Origin of the sequence: Kocuria sp. KRD140 (assembly GCF_017168375.1) — a bacterium.
Lineage (GTDB): Bacteria > Actinomycetota > Actinomycetes > Actinomycetales > Micrococcaceae > Kocuria > Kocuria marina.
The window spans coordinates 1-402 of sequence record NZ_JABFAW010000028.1 but is presented as its reverse complement, the minus strand read 5'-3'; the positions used below and the strand labels follow the sequence as shown (position 1 = coordinate 402).

The window sequence follows — 402 nt, the reverse complement described above, 5'->3', positions numbered from 1 at the left end:
CATTTAAAGAGTGCGTAATAGCTCACTAGTCGAGTGACACTGCGCCGAAAATGTACCGGGGCTAAACATATTACCGAAGCTGTGGATTGTCCTTTGGACAATGGTAGGAGAGCGTTCTAAGGGCGTTGAAGCATGATCGTAAGGACATGTGGAGCGCTTAGAAGTGAGAATGCCGGTGGGAGTAGCGAAAGACGGGTGAGAATCCCGTCCACCGATTGACTAAGGTTTCCAGAGGAAGGCTCGTCCGCTCTGGGTTAGTCGGGTCCTAAGCTGAGGCCGACAGGCGTAGGCGATGGATAACAGGTTGATATTCCTGTACCACCTATAATCGTTTTAATCGATGGGGGGACGCAGTAGGATAGGCGAAGCGTGCGATTGGATTGCACGTCTAAGCAGTAAGGC

General features: G+C 51.2%; 1 rRNA gene. It reads left to right on the top strand.

The annotated features are described in order from the left end of the window. Window positions 1-402, top strand: a 23S ribosomal RNA gene (locus tag J1M36_RS12510); the annotation flags it as partial.